Source organism: Pseudomonas sp. NY15435 (assembly GCF_048068295.1).
Classification (GTDB): domain Bacteria; phylum Pseudomonadota; class Gammaproteobacteria; order Pseudomonadales; family Pseudomonadaceae; genus Pseudomonas.
In genome coordinates this window covers 461188-477552 of record NZ_JBLUQA010000003.1, presented here as the reverse complement: position 1 = coordinate 477552, position 16365 = coordinate 461188, and the positions used below count along the sequence as shown (strand labels likewise).

The 16365-nt window shown below is 64.9% G+C and carries 17 protein-coding genes; 6 read left to right on the top strand and 11 right to left on the bottom strand.

Annotation, left to right across the window (positions count from 1 at the left end):
- The first annotated feature begins 316 nt into the window (after positions 1-316).
- Entirely contained in the window at positions 317-742 is a 426-nt protein-coding gene (locus ACNFH5_RS09430; RefSeq protein ID WP_416745368.1) for a YkvA family protein, read from the top strand.
- Here ACNFH5_RS09430 and ACNFH5_RS09425 read toward each other — a convergent pair.
- Complete coding sequence (locus ACNFH5_RS09425) at positions 730-1488, bottom strand: substrate-binding periplasmic protein (RefSeq protein ID WP_416745656.1); 759 nt, start codon at positions 1486-1488, stop codon at positions 730-732. The two genes, ACNFH5_RS09430 and ACNFH5_RS09425, sit on opposite strands and share 13 nt — an antisense overlap.
- Positions 1489-1573: 85 nt before the next feature.
- On the opposite strand from ACNFH5_RS09425, the gene ACNFH5_RS09420 reads away from it, so the two are divergent.
- From ACNFH5_RS09420 to ACNFH5_RS09410, 3 genes are all read left to right on the top strand, one after another.
- Complete coding sequence (locus ACNFH5_RS09420) at positions 1574-1891, top strand: helix-turn-helix domain-containing protein (RefSeq protein ID WP_416745366.1); 318 nt, start codon at positions 1574-1576, stop codon at positions 1889-1891.
- Positions 1888-2253 (top strand): hypothetical protein, encoded by a 366-nt coding sequence (locus ACNFH5_RS09415; RefSeq protein WP_024763424.1) that lies wholly within the window; start codon positions 1888-1890, stop codon positions 2251-2253. The genes ACNFH5_RS09420 and ACNFH5_RS09415 overlap by 4 nt, the downstream gene beginning before the upstream one ends.
- Positions 2254-2323: 70 nt before the next feature.
- Positions 2324-2740 (top strand): sel1 repeat family protein, encoded by a 417-nt coding sequence (locus ACNFH5_RS09410; protein ID WP_416745654.1) that lies wholly within the window; start codon positions 2324-2326, stop codon positions 2738-2740.
- Position 2741: 1 nt separating this feature from the next.
- On the opposite strand, the gene ACNFH5_RS09405 is transcribed toward ACNFH5_RS09410, so the two are convergent.
- Together ACNFH5_RS09405 and ACNFH5_RS09400 are read right to left on the bottom strand one after the other, a co-directional pair.
- Positions 2742-4490: a bifunctional diguanylate cyclase/phosphodiesterase gene (locus tag ACNFH5_RS09405; protein WP_416745364.1), complete on the bottom strand. Its 1749-nt coding sequence runs from the start codon at positions 4488-4490 to the stop codon at positions 2742-2744.
- Between the two features lie 91 nt (positions 4491-4581).
- On the bottom strand, positions 4582-6660 hold the full coding sequence (locus tag ACNFH5_RS09400; RefSeq protein ID WP_416745362.1) for a carboxy terminal-processing peptidase: 2079 nt from the start codon (positions 6658-6660) through the stop codon (positions 4582-4584).
- Positions 6661-6798: 138 nt separating this feature from the next.
- Here ACNFH5_RS09400 and ACNFH5_RS09395 point away from each other — a divergent pair, with 138 nt between their 5' ends.
- Positions 6799-7761 carry an NAD(P)H-quinone oxidoreductase gene (locus ACNFH5_RS09395; protein WP_416745360.1) on the top strand — a complete coding sequence of 321 codons (963 nt, stop codon included), beginning with the start codon at positions 6799-6801 and terminating at the stop codon, positions 7759-7761.
- 80 nt (positions 7762-7841) lie between these two features.
- Here the strand turns inward: ACNFH5_RS09395 and ACNFH5_RS09390 are convergent, their stop codons facing one another.
- Genes ACNFH5_RS09390 through ACNFH5_RS09365 form a run of 6 tightly spaced genes read right to left on the bottom strand, consistent with a single transcriptional unit; the run spans position 7842 to position 13023 of the window.
- Complete coding sequence (locus ACNFH5_RS09390; protein ID WP_416745358.1) at positions 7842-8495, bottom strand: HAD family hydrolase; 654 nt, start codon at positions 8493-8495, stop codon at positions 7842-7844.
- Positions 8495-9490, bottom strand: a complete 996-nt coding sequence (locus ACNFH5_RS09385) for an ABC transporter ATP-binding protein (protein WP_416745355.1) — start codon at positions 9488-9490, stop codon at positions 8495-8497. The genes ACNFH5_RS09390 and ACNFH5_RS09385 overlap by 1 nt, the downstream gene beginning before the upstream one ends.
- Positions 9487-10275, bottom strand: coding sequence for an ABC transporter permease (locus ACNFH5_RS09380; RefSeq protein WP_416745353.1), 789 nt, complete (start codon positions 10273-10275; stop codon positions 9487-9489). The genes ACNFH5_RS09385 and ACNFH5_RS09380 overlap by 4 nt, the downstream gene beginning before the upstream one ends.
- On the bottom strand, positions 10259-11101 hold the full coding sequence (locus ACNFH5_RS09375; protein WP_416745351.1) for an ABC transporter permease: 843 nt from the start codon (positions 11099-11101) through the stop codon (positions 10259-10261). The genes ACNFH5_RS09380 and ACNFH5_RS09375 overlap by 17 nt, the downstream gene beginning before the upstream one ends.
- Positions 11098-11907: an alkaline phosphatase family protein gene (locus tag ACNFH5_RS09370; protein WP_416745349.1), complete on the bottom strand. Its 810-nt coding sequence runs from the start codon at positions 11905-11907 to the stop codon at positions 11098-11100. Before ACNFH5_RS09370 ends, ACNFH5_RS09375 begins: the two co-directional genes overlap by 4 nt.
- Before the next feature lie 57 nt (positions 11908-11964).
- A complete protein-coding gene (locus ACNFH5_RS09365) occupies positions 11965-13023 on the bottom strand; it encodes an ABC transporter substrate-binding protein (RefSeq protein ID WP_416745347.1) in 1059 nt (352 codons plus the stop codon).
- Between the two features lie 331 nt (positions 13024-13354).
- On the opposite strand from ACNFH5_RS09365, the gene ACNFH5_RS09360 reads away from it, so the two are divergent.
- The gene (locus ACNFH5_RS09360; protein WP_054911168.1) at positions 13355-14071 is read left to right on the top strand and encodes a UTRA domain-containing protein; all 717 of its coding nucleotides are present in this window, start codon (positions 13355-13357) and stop codon (positions 14069-14071) included.
- Positions 14072-14226: 155 nt separating this feature from the next.
- On the opposite strand, the gene ACNFH5_RS09355 is transcribed toward ACNFH5_RS09360, so the two are convergent.
- Together ACNFH5_RS09355 and ACNFH5_RS09350 are read right to left on the bottom strand one after the other, a co-directional pair.
- Positions 14227-15516 carry a M18 family aminopeptidase gene (locus tag ACNFH5_RS09355; protein WP_416745345.1) on the bottom strand — a complete coding sequence of 430 codons (1290 nt, stop codon included), beginning with the start codon at positions 15514-15516 and terminating at the stop codon, positions 14227-14229.
- A gap of 162 nt (positions 15517-15678) precedes the next feature.
- On the bottom strand, positions 15679-16314 hold the full coding sequence (locus tag ACNFH5_RS09350) for an RluA family pseudouridine synthase (protein ID WP_017522036.1): 636 nt from the start codon (positions 16312-16314) through the stop codon (positions 15679-15681).
- Positions 16315-16365: the final 51 nt, after the last annotated feature.

Sequence of the window (16365 nt, the reverse complement as noted above, 5' to 3'; positions counted from 1 at the left end):
CGGGAAGCGCTCTGGAACGGTACGCTGACCGTCGGGTCTGAAAGGGAGTAACCTTGGACCCGGTGTTACCCTTATGCACATATTTGACGCAGTTGAAACAATGTCCTCCCCTTGACATTGATCAGCCCATCGCTTAGCCGCAACTGCATGATTTTTAACGCATTTACAGGGGTGAACAAAAAATCGCCGATCTGTCTGCAGCCCTCATGGCTCGGGCGTTTGGGCGATATCAAGGGTGGCTTTCAACAGAGTTATCCACAGGAAAGGTGGATAACCTGAACCCGCCCTGTACGAATCTTCCTATCGAGGTGAGTCGATGAAAAAGCCTCCGGGATTTGACCGTTTTCTCAATCTCGCCAGCCGCTTTATCGCGGGTGGGCGGGTGCCTGCGCTGCTGTTCGCCGTGGCGCGCAAGAGTGGCCGGGTCAAGTTGGCAAAGACCGATCTGAAGCTACTGCAGGAACTGCTGGTGGCCTGGGTGCGCGGCGACTACCGGGGTATCAGTTCCCAGGCGCTGGTTTCCGTCGTGGCGGCGCTGCTGTATTTCCTCTCGCCGGTGGATCTGGTGCCCGACTGGTTGCTGGGCGTCGGTTTCCTCGATGACCTGGCGGTGCTGGCGTGGGTGGTTCGTCGCTGGCAGTCGGAGATCGATGCGTTCAAGGTCTGGCGCGACGCGCAGGGTGTGGAAACCCGCGAGGCCCTGAAGCAGCTGCCGCCGCCGGAAGCGATTCAGCGTCTCTGATGCATCCGTGCAGTCTGTTCGCCGAGCAGGCGCTGTATGGAGCCGTCGCTCACCATCGCCTGCAGCACGGCATCCAGGCGCTCGGCGGGGAGCGGTAGCGCGGGGCCGTACGAGCAATAGATCGAGTAGCGCTGCACAGTGTTACGGCTGATCGCGACCGGCAGTTGGCGGTGTTCCGCGAGGAGAAACTCCAGCGGTCGGCGCATGTCTATCAACGCGTCCAGACGGCCGGCCTCAAGCATGTGCAGACGGGTATCCAGGTCGCGCACATCGGCGCGTTTCACCCGGCCTTCGGCGAAAGCCTGCATCAGTGGCGCGGGGTAGACGTAGCCCAGGCTGGTGCCAACGCGTATGCCGCGCAACTGCGCGAGATTTTCCACCGGCGGCGCATCCGCACGCTGGGCCAGGGAATCTTCTTCCTCGAACAGACTGGGCGACCAGCGCAGCTTCTCCGGCGCCTTCATCCACTGCGGATTGTTGATGCACAGCAGGTGGATTGCGCCTTGGGCGAGAGCCGGTTCGGCGCGCTTGTCCGGGGTTTCCACGAAGCGAACCTCCAGTCCCAGACGCTGTCCGACGGTTTCGCCCAGATCGCGGATGAAGCCAGGCGCCAATTCATGGTCGATACTTTCTGCGTAGGGCATGCCGTTGCTTGGCGAATAGCCCCAGCGCAGTTCCTCGGCGCCGCACAGGGCGCTCGCCAGGCATAGGCACAATGGAAGGAAGCGCTGCAAGTCGGACCCCATGTCTGGTGGCGAGAAGCGCTGCGCAGTATAGCCGGCACAGGCGCGCATCAGGCTGTTAAGATGGCCGCCTGCAAGGAGTGTTGTCATGAACGTTCAAGTCATCATGCGTGACGGCGAAGCGGAGTACGCCGTGGTTCCCTGGGCCGAGTACCAGGCCCTGCTGGCAGCCGCCGGCCGGGGGGCCGCCCAGGTCGTCAAGCCGGCTGCCGCTCCGGCACTCGATGAGAAGCCGGACTGGAAGGCACTGCGCGAAGCCCGGGGCTTCTCCATCGAAGCGCTGGCGCGTTCGGTGGGCATCAGCCCGTCCTACCTGGAACTGATCGAGAACGGCGAACGCGAAGCCAGCGACGCCATCCAGCATGGCCTGCGTCGTGCCCTGGGCACTGGGGAGTCTGCTTCTTGAGCGTGCAGATCAGTCGCAAGCATTGGGAAGGCCTGCTCGGCGAGCTGGAAGACGCCCGCCGCCAGCGCCATCTGCTGACCTACCGAGCGCTGATCGAGCGCCTGCAACTACCGACTCCGGCCATGACCGTGCTGACAGCCGCGCTGGAGCACCTGGCCGCGCTGGACGCCCGTGCGGGGCGCCCGATACGCAGCTCGCTGGTGATCAGCCAGGGCGCCAGCCGCCTGCCGCGCACCGGATTCTTCGAGCACGTCGAGCGCCTCGGCCGCTTCTCCGGTGCGCCGGATGGCCCCGCCGCCGCCGGTTGGCACGCCGCAGAAGTGGTGCGCGTCTTCGAGTTCGAGTACCCCGAGGAGCTCTGACGTGGCGACACCCCGCGAGCTGTTCTGGCGCCTGCGTGCGCGGCTGAGCTACGCCGTGGCGCGACGCCTGATGGGCTGGCCGTGGATGGTTCGCCAACCGCGCGCCTGGGCCTGGATGCAAGGCCAGTTCGCACGCATGGCAGCTCTCGGCGACGTAGGGGCGCAGAGTTTCTACGGCCACCTGCTGCTGTTTCGCGGACAGGGTTTCGGCGCTCGCGAGGAAGGTCTGCGTCTGTTGCGTCTCGCCGCTGCGGCAGGCGATCACAAGGCCGCGTATCAGGTGGGCGTGCAATCGCTCAAGGGCGATACCCGGCAGGCCGGTGACGCGCAGGAGGCTGCACGATACTGGGCGCAGGCTGCCGAGGCCGGCCATCCGCTGGCGGCGCGCAAGCTCGGTGAGTTGTACCGCAGCGGTGGCCCTGGTCTTGAGCCCGATGAAGCCCAGGCCGAGCGCTACGAGACGCGCGCGCGCCAGTTGGGCCTCTGAATCATTCCGCCGTGAGGATGTGCAGGCTGTAGCCGGGCATGTTCTTCGCGTGGCGCTTGGCCTCCGAAGCGAGCCCGGCCAGTTGACTGGCATCCAGGCGCTGCCCGGCGCCACTCTTCACGTGCACCACGCCGATCGACAGGGATAGCAGCGGATATTCCTCGCGTCGCCCCTGGCGGTTGTGCGCGACGAAACAGCCCGCGTCCAGATGCTCGCGGCTGTAGAAGCGCCGGCACTGGCCCTGGAAATCCTCCAGCAAGTGGTTGAGCCGCTCGCGCCAGTCCTGCGTCCCCAGCACCAGCATGAAATCGTCGCCGCCGATATGGCCGACGAAGTCCCGCGTCGGGTCCACGCGCTCGCCCAGGCACTGCGCCAGGCACAGCAGAACTTCATCGCCACGGGCATAGCCGTAGAGATCGTTGAAGGGTTTGAAGCTGTCGATGTCGACGTAGCACACCACGGCTTCGCGACCTTGCTGCAGCAGGCGCGACAGGCACTGCTGGATGGGTACGTTGCCCGGCAGCAGGGTCAGTGGGTTGGCATGGCGCGCCTGGCGGATCTTCAGTTCGGTGATCAGCTTGAGCACATCGATCACCCGGCCCAGGCCCAGGTAGCGGCCGTTCAGGGTGATGATGAAGTCTTCCTCGATGCGTTGCCGCGCGCGGCTGGTGAGCAGGCGGCTGACCTGTTGCAGCGACTGGCTGCGTTCTACCGCGAGGAAGTCATCGCTCATCAGCCGGCTGATCGGTTTGCGTGCATACAACTCCGGTGCGAATGGCTTGAGCAGCGCGTCGGACAGTGCGTGGCGGTGGACGATGCCGACGGGTTGGTCATGGCTGTCGAGCACTGCCAGCGAGTTGAGGTTGGCCTGCGCGCGGAAGGCCTCCAGCACGTCGCCAATGGGTGTGCTGTCGCGTACCGCCGGCTGGTCCAGCAGCAGCGGTTCGAGGTCGGACTGATCTTCGGCAAGCAGCGCGCCAGCGCTGTCGACTTCCGGTAGCAGGGCGCGGGCGTCGCGCGGTGGTGTTTCGTTCGGGCGGCCAAGCAGGTAGCCCTGTACCAGGTCGACGCCCATCTCTGAAAGCACCGCCAGTTCTTCCGCAATCTCGATGCCCTCGGCAATCACCTGGGCACGGGAGGCGTGGGCCATCTTCAGGATCGAGCCGACGAATTCGCGCTTCACCGCATCCAGGTGGATGCCTTCGATGAAGTGGCGGTCGATCTTCACGTAGTCGGGGCGCAGTTCGGACCACAGGCGCAGGCTGGAATAGCCGGCGCCCAGGTCGTCCAGGGCGATGGAAAAGCCCATGGCGCGGTAGTGGTGCAGCGCGGTGTCGAGGAGGGTGAAATCCTCGATGGGCGTCTGCTCGGTCAGTTCGATCACCACGTCACTGGGCGATATGCCGAAGGTCTGCAGCAACTGCAGCGTGCGGCCGGGCTGGTGGGTCGGTTCCAGCAGGGATTCGGGGGACACGTTGAGGAACAGCTTGCCCTCGAGCTTCAGGTCGCGAAAGCGTGCGCAGGCCTTGCGTCGGCAGAGCAGTTCCAGCTGGCTCAGGCGGCCGCTGCTGCGGGCGATGCTGAACAGCGGCAGGGGCGAGTGCAGGGGGCCGTTGGACGGGCCGCGCGTAAGGGCTTCGTAGCCCACCAGGCGCCTTTCCGAAAGCGACAGGATGGGCTGGAACAGGCAGTGCAGGTCGCCGTGAGCGAGGATCTGGTCCAGCGCGCTCAACTGCTCGGTGACGGTCATGACGGTTCTCGGTGGCTGTAAAAAGCAAAAGGGCCGGTTTCCCGGCCCTGTGCATTTCACGACAGCGTCATGACTGTTTGATTACATCCGATCAGTGTTTGGCGACCTGGGAGTCCAGATTCAGGTAATCGATCAGGATGTGCCCGGACTCGGTGAGGTAGGCGTCGTCCTGCGGCTTAGTCTTGTCCTCTTCCGGCAGGGCGTTCTCGTCTTCCTTCTTCAGCTCCTTGAGCGGCTCCTGGCCCTTGGATTTGCGCAGGGCATTCTCCATGGCCAACTGGCGGTTCTCGATGCTGGTCTGCTGGGCGCGACGCTTGGCTTCGTTGAGGCTGACGGTCTTCTCCTTCATCAGCTCCTGGGCCAGGGCGAGACGCTCGCGGGCATAGACGAAGTCCGCGTTGTACTCGGTGCGCGCGTCGTGGCGGGTACGCAGCTGGTCGAGGAACGGCTTGAACGGGTCGGCCTGGGCCTTCAGCACGGGCTTGATGGTGTCCCACGGCATCGAGTCGGGCAGGGCGCTCTCGCCGATTTCCTTATCGTCGACGATGGACGGGTAGCCGATGTCCGGAATCACGCCCTGGTGCTGGGTGCTCTGGCCGGAGACGCGGTAGAACTTGGCCAGGGTCAGCTTCAGCTCGCCATGGTTGAGCGGCTGGATGGTCTGCACGGTGCCCTTGCCGAAGGTCTGGCCACCAACGATGAGTGCACGGTGGTAGTCCTGCATGGCGCCGGCGAAGATCTCCGAAGCCGAGGCGGACAGGCGATTGACCAGGACGGTCATCGGGCCGGTGTAGAAGGCCTTGCCTTCGTCATCATTGAGCACGTCGACGCGGCCATCGCTGTTGCGCACCAGTACGGTCGGGCCCTGGTCGATGAACAGGCCGGTCAGCTCGGTGGCTTCCTGCAGGGAGCCGCCGCCGTTGTTGCGCAGGTCGATGACGATACCGTCGACCTTGTCCTTCTGCAGTTCGGCGATCAGCTTCTTTACGTCGCGGGTGGTGGACTTGTAGTCCGGGTCGCCAGCGCGATAGGCCTTGAAGTCGAGGTAGAACGCCGGCACGTCGATGATGCCCAGCTTGTAGTTCTTGCCTTCGTGGTCGATGGTGATTTCCGACTTCTTCGCCGCCTGGTCTTCCAGCTTCACCGCCTCGCGGGTGATGGTGACGATCTTGCTGGTCTGGTCGTTCGGCGCGTTGGTCGACGGAATCACTTCCAGGCGGACCTGCGAGCCTTTCGGGCCACGGATCAGCTTGACCACTTCATCCAGACGCCAGCCGACCACATCGACCATCTCGCCCTTGCCCTGGGCGACGCCGATGATCTTGTCGGAGGTGGCGATCTGCTTGCTCTTCTCGGCGGGGCCGGCCGGTACCAGGCGCACGACCTTCACGTAGTCGTTGTCGCTCTGCAGTACGGCGCCGATGCCCTCCAGCGAGAGGCTCATGTTGATGTCGAAGTTTTCCGCGCTGTCCGGCGACAGGTACTGGGTGTGCGGATCGTAGGTCTGGGCGAAGGCGTTGATGTAGGCCTGGAAGATGTCTTCGCTGCGGGTCTGCTCCAGGCGCATCAGCTGGTTCTTGTAGCGCTTGGTCAGCTGTTCCTGGATGGCCTTGTTGTCCTTGCCGGCGATCTTCAGGCGCAGGACCTCGTCCTTCACCTTCTTGCGCCACAGGTCGTCGAGCGCCGCGCTGTCCTTCGCCCAGGGCGATTTCTCGCGGTCGATTTCCAGCGACTCGTCCTTGGTGAAGTCCATCTTGTCGACACCCTTGTTCAAGGTGGCCAGGGCAAAGTCCAGGCGCTCCTTCAGGCGGTCGAGATGACGCTTGTAGATGGTGAAGCCGGGCTCCAGTTCACCGCTCTTCAGGAAGTCGTCGAACTGGGTGCGCCAGGGCGCGAACTGGTCGATATCGGCCTGGGTGAAATACATCCGCGCCGGATCGAGAGTCTTCAGGTAGCTGTCATAGATCTTCGCCGAGCGCTCGTCGTTCAGCGGCGGCTTGTTGTAGTGATGGCGCTTGAGCAGCTCAACGATGTTGAGGCTGGCGATCACTTGATCCCGGTCGGGCTGCAGGCCGTCCCAGACGTTCGGGCTGGTGGTTGCCGCGAACGAGGAAAAGGCGGTTGCGCCGAGGATGAACAACAGGGCGGTACGGGGCAAAAATCGCTTCATGCTGATTCGACTGATCGCGGAGTTATGACGCATATTAGGCCTTAATTGGCGGCGCCGGGTTCAATCGCAGATTAATTCGGCGCGAAGAAAGGGCCCGACCTTACGGATCGGGCCCTGCAAGGTCACTATGGAGGCAGCGTGAACGCATTGCAAGGCATCGAAGGGCGAGTGGAGTGGGCCGAACGCCCCAACCCGACTTGTGCACAGGGGCAGATCCGGATCCAGGTCGCCGCCGCGGGACTCAACCGTGCCGACCTGCTGCAGGTGGCCGGTCTTTACCCGCCGCCGCCGGGGGCGAGCGACATCATCGGGCTGGAATGTTCCGGCGTGGTGACCGAGGTCGGCGCCGGCAGTACCTGGCAGGTGGGTGACCGCGTCTGCGCGCTGCTGGCTGGTGGCGGCATGGCCGAGGAAGTGGTGGTGGACGAGCGCCATGCACTGCCGGTGCCCGCGGGCCTGAGTCTGGCCGAAGCCGCTGCGCTGCCCGAGGTTTACGCCACTGCCTGGTTGAACCTGTTCATGCTCGGCGCGCTGCAGCCGGGCGAGAAGGTGTTGCTGCACGCGGGTGCCAGCGGCGTCGGCTCGGCCGGTATCCAGCTGTGCAAGGCCTTCGGCAGCCCTTGCTGGGTCAGCGTCGGTTCGGCCGATCGACTGGCCTACTGCGAAAGCCTGGGGGCCGAGGGTGGTGCGTTGCGCGGCGAGAGTCTCGAATCGCTTCGGGATTTCGCACCCTTCGATGTGATCCTCGATCCGGTGGGCGCGAACTACGCCAAGCTGGATCTGGAAATCCTCGGCCGTGACGGGCGATGGGTGGTCATCGGCCTGATGGGTGGTCGCAAGGCCGAACTGGACCTGGCCCTGCTGCTGGGCAAGCGTATCCAGCTGATCGGCTCGACCCTGCGTTCGCGGGATGCCGACTTCAAGGCGCAGCTGATCGCCGAACTGGGGATGAAGGTCTGGCCGTTGTTCGAAACCGGCAAGCTGAGCCCACAACTGGAACGCACCTTTCCGGTCCGCGAGGCGCAGAGCGCGTTCGATGCCCTGGCGAGCAATCAGGTGCAGGGCAAGGTGGTGGTCGTGATCGACGAGAGCCTGAGCTAAGGGTTCGCGAGCAAGCTCGCTACTACAGGAGCCGCCAATGAAGAGGGCCGCATCAGCGGCCCTTTTTTCGGGGGCAAGCGTCACTTCCAGTTGAGCACGTCCCAGCCCATCTTCTGCGCATGTTCCAGCAGCACCGGGTCGGCATTCACCACGTGCGGCTTGCCCACCAGCTTGAGCAGCGGCAGGTCATTGCGCGAGTCGGAGTAGAAGTGCGCGTCGGCCAGTTGGCTGTCGTCGCCTTCGAGCAGGTCGAGCAGGCGCAGCACCTTGCCTTCGCGGTAGGTCAGGGTGCCGACGGTGCGGCCGGTGTAGTGCCCGTTCACCACTTCCAGGTCGATGGCCAGCACTTCGCCGATGCCGATGCGTTCGGCGATGGGTTTGACCAGGTGCACGCCAGAGGCGGAGATCACCAGCGGACGGTCGCCGGCCTCGCGGTGGCGGGCGAGGGCGGCGCAGGCGTCGCTGTGGATCAGCGGTTCGATCACGTCCTCGACGAAGGCTTCCACGTCACGCTCGATTTCTTCCACGCTGCGCCCGGCCATCGGCTCCAGGGCGAAGGCCATGTAGTCCTCCATGGGCAGCTTGCCCTGCGCGTACAGCGCCATCAGTTCGGCGTCGCGCTTGAGGAACGACTCCGCGTCGACCCAGCCGAGATCGGCCATGCGCTTGCTCCACAGGCTCGCGCAGTCGCCGTCGATCAGGGTGTCGTCGAGGTCGAATATCACCAGGGCCATCAGGCCACCTCCCGAATACTTTCAATGTCGATTTGCAGGCTGAGCTCGGTGCCGGCCGGGTACAGGCGCTCGGCGCTGCGGTTGAGGACGTCCACGGTCAGCTCGACGCCACTGGCGTCGACCCGATAGCGGATCACGTTGCCCAGCAGGCTGTGGGAGAGTACCCGAACCGGGATGCCTTCGCCTGGCTCGACGCTCAGACGCAGGGATTCGGGGCGGATCGCCACCTGCTGGCGGAAGGGGCGGTCCAGCAGCCTGGTCGCCTGGGCCGCGTCGAGCAGGTTGTAGTTGCCGATGAAGCCGGCGGCGAAGGCATTTTCCGGGGCGGTGTAGAGGGTTTCGGCGTCACCGCTCTGGACGATGCGCCCGGCGTTCATCAGCACGATGCGGTCGGACAGCGTCAGCGCTTCTTCCTGGTCGTGGGTGACGAACACCGTGGTCAGCTTCAGTTCCTGCTGGATGCGCCGGATCTGCTCGCGCAGATGCTTGCGGATGCGCGCGTCCAGCGCTGACAGCGGCTCGTCGAGCAGCAGCAGGCGCGGGCGGGTGACCAGCGAGCGGGCCAGGGCGACGCGCTGGCACTGGCCGCCGGACAACTGGTGCGGATAGCGCGCCGCCAGCGGGCCGAGCTCGACCATCTCCAGCGCCTCGCGCACGCGCTGGGCCGATTCTGCCGCTGGCACTTTCTGCATGCGCAAGCCGAAGGCGACGTTCTGTTCGACGGTCATGTTGGGGAACAGTGCGTAGCTCTGGAACACCATGGCGATGCCGCGCTTCTGCGGGCTCTTGGGCACGATGTCCTCGCCGTCCAGCAGGATGCGTCCGCTGTCCACGGCGGTGAGGCCGGCGATGCAGCGCAGCAGGGTGGACTTGCCGCAGCCGCTGGGGCCGAGCAGGGTGACGAACTCACCGCTTTCGGCGGCGAAATCGATGTCCTGGAACACCGTGGTGGTGCCGTAGCTCTTGTTCAGTGTCTCGACGCTGAGGAAGCTCATGCCTTGTCCTTGCTTAAACGATTCGCCGCCCAGGTGAGCAGCAGGACGAAGAGGAAATACGAGACCACCACCGCGCTGGTGTAGTGGCCGCTGCTGTTGCGCATGTTGTTGAGGAACACCTGCAGCGTTTCGTAGCGGGTGCCCACCAGCAGGTTGGCGAAGACGAACTCGCCGATGAGGAAGCTGAAGGACAGGAACAACGCCACCATCAGGCCCTTGCGCAGGTTCGGCAGCACCACCAGCAGGGCGGCCTGCCAGGTGCTGGCGCCGAGCAGGTGGGCGGCGTCCATCAGGTCGTGCAGGTTGATCGCCTGCAGGTTGTTGCTGATCGCCCGGTACATGAAGGGCAGGGCGATGGTGAAGTAGCAACCGATCAGGATCCACGGCGTACCGACGATGGGCACCGGGCCCGAGGCGTAGAGTTGCAGCAGGCCGACCGACGACACCACCGGCGGCACCGCGAAGGGCAGCAGGATCAGCACGTTCATCAGCGCATCCAGGCGCGGGAAGTAGTAGTGGATGACGAACATCAGCGGCAGCACCAGCGCAACGCTGAGGATCAGTGAGCCGAAGCACACCAGCAGCGACTGGCCGAAGGCAACGAGGAAGCGCGGGTCGCTCCACAGGGTCATGAACCACTTCAGGGTCAGGCCGTCGGGCAGCACGCTGGCGCTCCACGAGGTGGCCAGCGAGTAGAGCAGGGTGGCGGCCAGCGGCACCAGCAGGATCAGGAACAGCGCATGGACCACCACGCGGTGGTACAGCGCGTTAGCGTTTCTGGACATGGTAGCTCCGGCGTAGCAGCCACTGGTGGGCCAGGGTAATGATGCTCATCAGGCCGACCAGCACCATCGCCAGCGCGCTGGCCATGTTCGGGTCGAGGAACACGTCGCCCGAGACCAGCCCGGCGATGCGGATCGGCACCACGTTGAAGTTGCCGGTGGTCAGCGAGTAGACCGTGGCGTAGGCGCCCAGGGCGTTGGCCAGCAGGATGACGAAGGTCCCCAGCAGCGCCGGCGTCAGCACCGGGATGCCGATGTGCCGCCAGAATGCCCAGTGGCTGGCGCCCAGCAGTGCCGCGGATTCGCGCCAGTCCTCGCGCAGGGCGTCGAAGGCCGGGTAGAGCAGCATCACGCCCAGCGGAATCTGGAAGTAGGTGTAGAGGATGATCAGGCCGGTCTTCGAGTACAGGTTGAAGTCCTCGATGATCCCCGCCTGCTTCAGCAACAGCGTGATGGCGCCGTTGAAGCCCAGGATGATGATGAAGGCGAAGGCCAGCGGCACCCCGGCGAAGTTGCTGGTCATGTTGGCGAAGGCCATCACGAAGTCACGCAGCTTGCTGTCCACCTGGCGCAGCGAGTAGCTGCCGAGGATGGCGATGAACAGGCCGATCAGGCTCGACCACAGCGAGATTTCCAGGCTGTAGCGGATCGCCTGCAGGTAGAACGGTGAGCCGAAGATTTCGCTGAAGTTGCCCAGGCCCCAGCCGTCGCCGGTGCGCACGCTGTTGATCATCACCCACAGCAGCGGTGCGAGCTGGAAGGCGAAGAAGAACAGCGCGAAGGGCAGCAGGCAGAGCAGGGCGACGAGTTTTCCGATGTTCGATCTCATGCCTTGAGCAACTCCCGGCAGACCGGTTTGTCGTGCGGCGCGCCGAGGATCTCGCACAGAGTGCCGCAGAGTTCGACCTGGCGCGGGCGCGCCTGGTCATCGAGGCTGAACACCTCGCCGAAGACGAACAGCGGCACTTCGCGCTCCTCGGGGAGGATGCCGCCGTGGCTGCGGTCGTCGTTCATGCCGTGGTCGGCGGTGACCATCACCTGGTAGCCGGCGGCCAGCCACTGGTGCAGGTATTCGGAAAGGATGATGTCGACGTGCCGCGCGCTGTTGCGGTACTGCGGCGTGCCCAGGCCGTGCTTGTGGCCGGCGTCGTCGATGTTCATCGGGTGCACCAGCAGGCAGTTCGGCGCATGCCGGCGGCGCAGCGACTCGGCGTCGGTGAACAGGTGCGAGTCGGGGTAGTGGTCGGTCCAGTAGAAGTGGCCGTGCTGGATCGGCAGGGATTCGTCGTCGGTATGACGATCGCGCGCCGGGTCGAAGGGCGTGCGGTTGTACAGCTCGCTGACCCAGTTGTAGGCCGCCGCGGCGGTGGTCAGGCCGGCGTCACGGGCATAGTGGAACAGGCTGCGCTGGTTGGACAGGCGCGACACATCGTTATGCAGGATGCCGCTGTCGATGGGGCGCACACCCGTGAGGATGCATTCGTAGAGCGGGCGCGACAGTGAGGGCAGCTCGCATTCGAGCCGGTAGAGCTGGCCGCGGCCGGCGTTGCACAGCGCTTGCAGGTGGCCCATGCAGTCGTGGGCGACGCTGTAGTTGAGGCCGTCGAGGACGACCAGGATGACGTCGTGGCGCATGGGCGGGAGCCTTCGTCGAAACGCAGCCGCCCCGGTGCTAACCGGGGCGGCTGGGCGTTATTGCATGTTGATGATCACGCTTTCCTGCCACTGGCGCGGCAGACGCTTGGAGGTCTCTTCCCAGGCCTTGGGGTCTTTGATCGGCTGGGCCTTGGCGTACTGCTCGTTGGGCAGCAGCTTGGCCTTCACCTCGGCCGGCAGGGTCAGGTGCTCGGCGCGGATCGGCCGCGCGTTGCCCTTGGCCAGGTTGATCTGGCCGGCGTCGCTGAAGATGTACTCGCGAGCCAGCTTGGCGGCGTTCGGGTTCTTCGCGTACTTGTTGATGATGGTGGTGTAGCCGGAGATCACCGAGCCGTCGGAGGGGATCAGCACCTCGAAGCGCGACGGGTCGATCTGGTCGCGGTAGCTCAGGCCGTTGAAGTCCCAGACGATGCCGACTTCCACTTCACCCTTCTCCAGGGTGTTGATCACCGGGTTGGTCAGCGACAGGCGACCCTGCTTGGCGAGTTGGGCGAAGAACTCCAGGCCCGGCTTGATGTTCTTCTCGTCGCCGCCGTTGGCGATGCTCGCGGCGAGCACGCCGTTGACCGCCTGGGCGGCAGCGCTGACGTCACCGATGGTGACCTTGTACTTGCCCTTGAGCAGGTCGGCCCAACTGTGCGGGACGTCCTTCACCAGCTGCTTGTTGACGATGAAGGCGATGGTGCCGGTGTAGGCGAGCGCCCAATGGCCGTCCTTGTCCTTGGCCCAATCCGGGACCTGGTCCCAGGTACTGGGCTTGTAGGGCTGGCTGACGTCCATCTGCATGGCGATGGGGCCGAAGGCTGCGCCGACGTCGCCGATGTCGGCGCTGGCGTTTTCCTTCTCGGCCTTGAACTTGGCCAGCTCCTGGGCCGAGCTCATGTCGGTGTCCATGTGCTTGAGGCCGTACTTGCTCTCCAGGTCCTTCCAGGTGTCCTTCCAGTTCGCCCAGCTGTCGGGCATGCCCACGCTGTTGACCTGGCCTTCCTTGCGGGCGGCGGCTTCCAGCGATTGCAGATCGGCGTTGGCTGCCATGGCGAGGCCGCTGCCAATGGCAATGGCTGATCCCAGCAGTGAAGCAAGCAAGCGTTTCATTCGGTGCTCCTTCGGATGAAGTTCAGTGTTTTCAAGCGTGGTCTAGATCAGCAAGACGCAGGCCAATCTAAGCGGGGCGGATGACAGTTTGATGTAAGCCCCAGGTGCGCCGGCCCGGCCTTGAGCGCCCTGTGGGTCGTCGGAGAAAAGCGTAGACCATGGCCAACGCCTTGATCCGCCTGGTCTACGCTGGTGTCGTTAACTGGCATGGGCGCTGCTTGCAAAGACTCTGTCACGGGACGGTCATCGGGCTTTCCTAGGATGACGGCACCCCGTTGGGGGAAAGAAATGCCCTGTTCTGGGGCTGGACTAGTCCAAAAGAGGGAATCGAATGCGCGATACGGCGCTACCCACGGTCACGGCGATCTGCCGCGCACTCATCGAGCAGATCGACAGCGGCCTGCTCAGCGCCGGCGGCAAGCTGCCGGCCGAACGCAAGCTGAGCGAGCTGTTCGACACCACGCGGATCACTTTGCGCGAGGCGTTGGGGCAACTGGAGGCACAGGGCCTGATCTACCGCGAGGAGCGCCGCGGCTGGTTCGTCTCGCCGCCGCGCCTGCTGTACAACCCGCTGGTGCGCAGCCACTACCATGCCATGGTGGAAGGGCAGGGGCGGGTGCCGGCGACCGAAGTCCTGTCCGCGCGGCAGGTGCCTGCCAGCGCAGCGATCTGCGAGCTGCTGGAGCTGCCGGCGCTCTCCAGCGTCTACCAGATCCGCCGGGTGCGGCGGGTGGACGGGCGGCTGGTGTTGTACGTCGAGCACTACCTCAACCCGGCCTACTTCCCCGGTATCCTCGACAGCGACCTGACCTGCTCGCTGACCGAGCTGTATGCCAGCCGCTACGACATTCGCTACGGCCGTGTGCGCTTCGACATGGTGCCCACCGCCTTGCACGGCGAGGCCGCCAGTGTGCTGCGCGTCGCCGAAGGCAGCCCGGCGCTGCGCATCACCCGCATCAATGGCGACCAGCATGGGCGCATCATCGATTGCGACCTGGAGTTCTGGCGGCACGATGCTATCCACGTGAGTGTGGAAGTGCCGGATTGAGGTCGGATCTGTAGGAGCGAGCGTGCTCGCGAACGGAGTCAGCCAATGGCACTGGGACTGGGTGGTTCGCGAGCAAGCTCGCTCCTACTAGGAAGTTGTGCCTTGGTAGTTGCGGCCTGAATGAAAAACGCCCGGCGGGTGCCGGGCGTTGGGGGTCAGGGCAGGTCTGCGCTGTCGTAGAAGGCGCTGAGGACCTTGGCCAGGTAGTGCAGGTCCTGGCTGCCGGCCAGTTCGCGGATGGAGTGCATGGCGAACGTTGGCAGGCCGATGTCCACGGTGCGCACGCCGATCTGGCTGGCAGTGATCGGGCCGATGGTGGAGCCGCAACCCATGTCGCTGCGGGTCACGAAGCTCTGCACCGGCACTTCGTTTTCCAGGCACAGGTGGCGGAAGAAGCCGGCGGTTTCGCTGTTGGTGGCGTAGCGCTGGTTGCTGTTGATCTTGATCACCGGGCCGCCGTTGAGCTTCGGGCCGTGGTTGCCGTCGTGCTTGTCGGCGTAGTTCGGGTGCACGCCGTGGGCGTTGTCGGCGGAAACCAGCAGCGAGCGCTGTACCGTACGGGTGAAGGCGTCGCCCTCGGGCAGCAGTCTGCGCAGCACCTGCTCCAGGAACGGACCGTCGGCGCCGCAGGCGGAGCAGGAGCCGACTTCTTCATGATCGGTGCAGACCAGCACGCCGCTCTGCTCGTCACTGCTGCCCAGCAGCGCCTGCAGGCCGGCGTAGCAGGACAGCAGGTTGTCCAGACGGGCACCGGCGATGAAGGCCTGGTCAAGGCCGATCACGGCCGCGCGCTGGGTATCGTAGAAGCTCAGCTCGTAGTCGAGGATGGCGTCGGCGGTGATGCCATGCTCCAGCTGCAGCTGCTCGCCGAGCAGGTCGCGGAAGTCGCGGGTCTCGCCAGCGGCGACCTGGGCGAGGATCGGCGGCAGTTCCGTCTGCGCGTTGATCGACCAGCCCATGTTCGCTTCGCGGTTGAGGTGGATCGCCAGGTTGGGGATCACCGCGATGGGCGCCCTGAAGTCGATCAGCTTGCTCTCGACCTTGCCGGCCAGGCGGAAGGTGACGCGGCCGGCCAGGGACAGGTCGCGGTCGAACCAGGGGGCGAACAGCGCGCCGCCATAGACTTCCACGCCCAGTTGCCAATAGCCATTACGCACCAGTTCGGGGTTCGGCTTGACGCGCAGGCAGGGGCTGTCGGTGTGCGCGCCGACCAGGCGCAGGCCATTTTCCAGCAGCGGCACTGTGCCGAGCCTGAAGGCGATCAGCGAGGAGTCGTTGCGGGTGACGTAATAGCGGCCACCGGCTTCGGTGCGCCAGGCATCGCGCTCGTCCAGGCGCTGGTAGCCGGCCTCTTCGAGGCGGAGGGCGAGGGCCTGGGTGGCGTGGAAGGGGGTGGGGGAGGCCGCGAGGAAATCGATCAGGCCCTGGTTGAGTTCTGTACGCATGGGTAACTCCGAACAGCGAATGGCCGGAAGTTTAACGTAAATGTGCAAATCTGCGGCCTGGGAGGAGCGGTGTAGGAGCGAGCTTGCTCGCGAATGGATTCAGCCGGGTGATTGGAGCTGGGCGGTTCGCGAGCAAGCTCGCTCCTACAACCGCCGAAACCGTCAGAACGGCGCGGGCGACTCGAAGCGCAGGCGCTCGCCGGTCTGCGGGTGGGTCAGGGCCAGCATGCTGGCGTGCAGGCAGAGGCGGTCGCGCAGTTCCAGGGCTTCGCCTTCGGCGTACAGGCGGTCGCCCAGCAACGGATGGCCGATGCTCAGCATGTGTACGCGCAGTTGGTGCGAACGGCCGGTGATCGGCGTGAGTTCGACACGGCTCCAGTTGCCGTGGCGCTCCATCACGCGCCAGAAGGTCAGCGCATGGCGGCCCTGCTCGAAGTCCACCACGTGGCGAGGTTTGGTCGGCGGGTCGTAGCGCAGCGGCGCCTCGATGCGGCCGCTGTCCAGTTCCGGCTCACCCCAGCACAGGGCGGTGTAGGCCTTCTCGGTTTCGCGGTCGTGGAACTGGCGGGACAGCTCGCGGTGGCTGTCGGCATCACGGGCCAGCACGATCAGCCCGGAGGTCTCCCAATCCAGGCGGTGGACGATGCGCGCTTCCGGATAGCCGTTCTCCTGCAGGCGGGTGATCAGGCAGTCCTTGTTGTCATCCGCGCGACCGGGCACGGAGAGCAGCAGGGTGGGCTTGTTCACCACCAGCAGGGCGGCGTCCTCATGGACGAATTCGATCTGGGAAAGCGGCATGGAAGCTCTTGCGCGAATAAGAATGACGAAAACGACTGCGGCGGCCGAAGC

What these genes read in the sequence shown, in the direction of transcription:
- ACNFH5_RS09430 (WP_416745368.1), top strand. Translation starts at nt 317, where the DNA reads ATGAAAAAGCCTCCGGGATTTGACCGTTTTCTCAATCTCGCCAGCCGC.
- ACNFH5_RS09425 (WP_416745656.1), bottom strand. Translation starts at nt 1,488, where the DNA reads ATGGGGTCCGACTTGCAGCGCTTCCTTCCATTGTGCCTATGCCTGGCG.
- ACNFH5_RS09420 (WP_416745366.1), top strand. Translation starts at nt 1,574, where the DNA reads ATGAACGTTCAAGTCATCATGCGTGACGGCGAAGCGGAGTACGCCGTG.
- ACNFH5_RS09410 (WP_416745654.1), top strand. Translation starts at nt 2,324, where the DNA reads ATGGGCTGGCCGTGGATGGTTCGCCAACCGCGCGCCTGGGCCTGGATG.
- ACNFH5_RS09405 (WP_416745364.1), bottom strand. Translation starts at nt 4,490, where the DNA reads ATGACCGTCACCGAGCAGTTGAGCGCGCTGGACCAGATCCTCGCTCAC.
- ACNFH5_RS09400 (WP_416745362.1), bottom strand. Translation starts at nt 6,660, where the DNA reads ATGAAGCGATTTTTGCCCCGTACCGCCCTGTTGTTCATCCTCGGCGCA.
- ACNFH5_RS09390 (WP_416745358.1), bottom strand. Translation starts at nt 8,495, where the DNA reads ATGGCCCTGGTGATATTCGACCTCGACGACACCCTGATCGACGGCGAC.
- ACNFH5_RS09385 (WP_416745355.1), bottom strand. Translation starts at nt 9,490, where the DNA reads ATGAGCTTCCTCAGCGTCGAGACACTGAACAAGAGCTACGGCACCACC.
- ACNFH5_RS09380 (WP_416745353.1), bottom strand. Translation starts at nt 10,275, where the DNA reads ATGTCCAGAAACGCTAACGCGCTGTACCACCGCGTGGTGGTCCATGCG.
- ACNFH5_RS09375 (WP_416745351.1), bottom strand. Translation starts at nt 11,101, where the DNA reads ATGAGATCGAACATCGGAAAACTCGTCGCCCTGCTCTGCCTGCTGCCC.
- ACNFH5_RS09370 (WP_416745349.1), bottom strand. Translation starts at nt 11,907, where the DNA reads ATGCGCCACGACGTCATCCTGGTCGTCCTCGACGGCCTCAACTACAGC.
- ACNFH5_RS09365 (WP_416745347.1), bottom strand. Translation starts at nt 13,023, where the DNA reads ATGAAACGCTTGCTTGCTTCACTGCTGGGATCAGCCATTGCCATTGGC.
- ACNFH5_RS09360 (WP_054911168.1), top strand. Translation starts at nt 13,355, where the DNA reads ATGCGCGATACGGCGCTACCCACGGTCACGGCGATCTGCCGCGCACTC.
- ACNFH5_RS09355 (WP_416745345.1), bottom strand. Translation starts at nt 15,516, where the DNA reads ATGCGTACAGAACTCAACCAGGGCCTGATCGATTTCCTCGCGGCCTCC.
- ACNFH5_RS09350 (WP_017522036.1), bottom strand. Translation starts at nt 16,314, where the DNA reads ATGCCGCTTTCCCAGATCGAATTCGTCCATGAGGACGCCGCCCTGCTG.